Annotated in this window: 1 protein-coding gene; it reads right to left on the minus strand. The window is 39.9% G+C overall.

The features are described 5' to 3' along the window. A partial coding sequence (locus tag EIP85_RS23140) for a hypothetical protein (protein ID WP_206615651.1) occupies positions 1–222 on the minus strand: 222 nt, incomplete at its 3' end. Positions 223–311: the final 89 nt, after the last annotated feature.

Raw genomic sequence — 311 nt, forward strand, 5'->3', positions numbered from 1 at the left:
CACATAGTCTTGTCCGAGTTCATCCATTTTCAGAAACATTTTGTTATCATCGTAACCACGATCCATTGCAAAAGTTGCTTTTTTAAAGAGTGCAGCGCCCTGCTCCATTGCCTGGAAAGTGATGGTGTTTGCAGATTTATAATCTCTTTCAGAGGAAGAATGTATTCTTGAAAAAATGCTAACGGGATGATTGCTGCTCGTGAGAACACAGGCTTCGGTCACATGATATCCTTTTTTGTAAACGTTTTTTGTTGAAGTGCTTTCGGAACCATCTCTAACGATACCAAGAGCTTCAAATTTGTAACCATCCG

Origin of the sequence: Solirhodobacter olei (assembly GCF_004010155.1) — a bacterium.
Classification (GTDB): Bacteria; Pseudomonadota; Alphaproteobacteria; order Rhodobacterales; family Rhodobacteraceae; genus Solirhodobacter; species Solirhodobacter olei.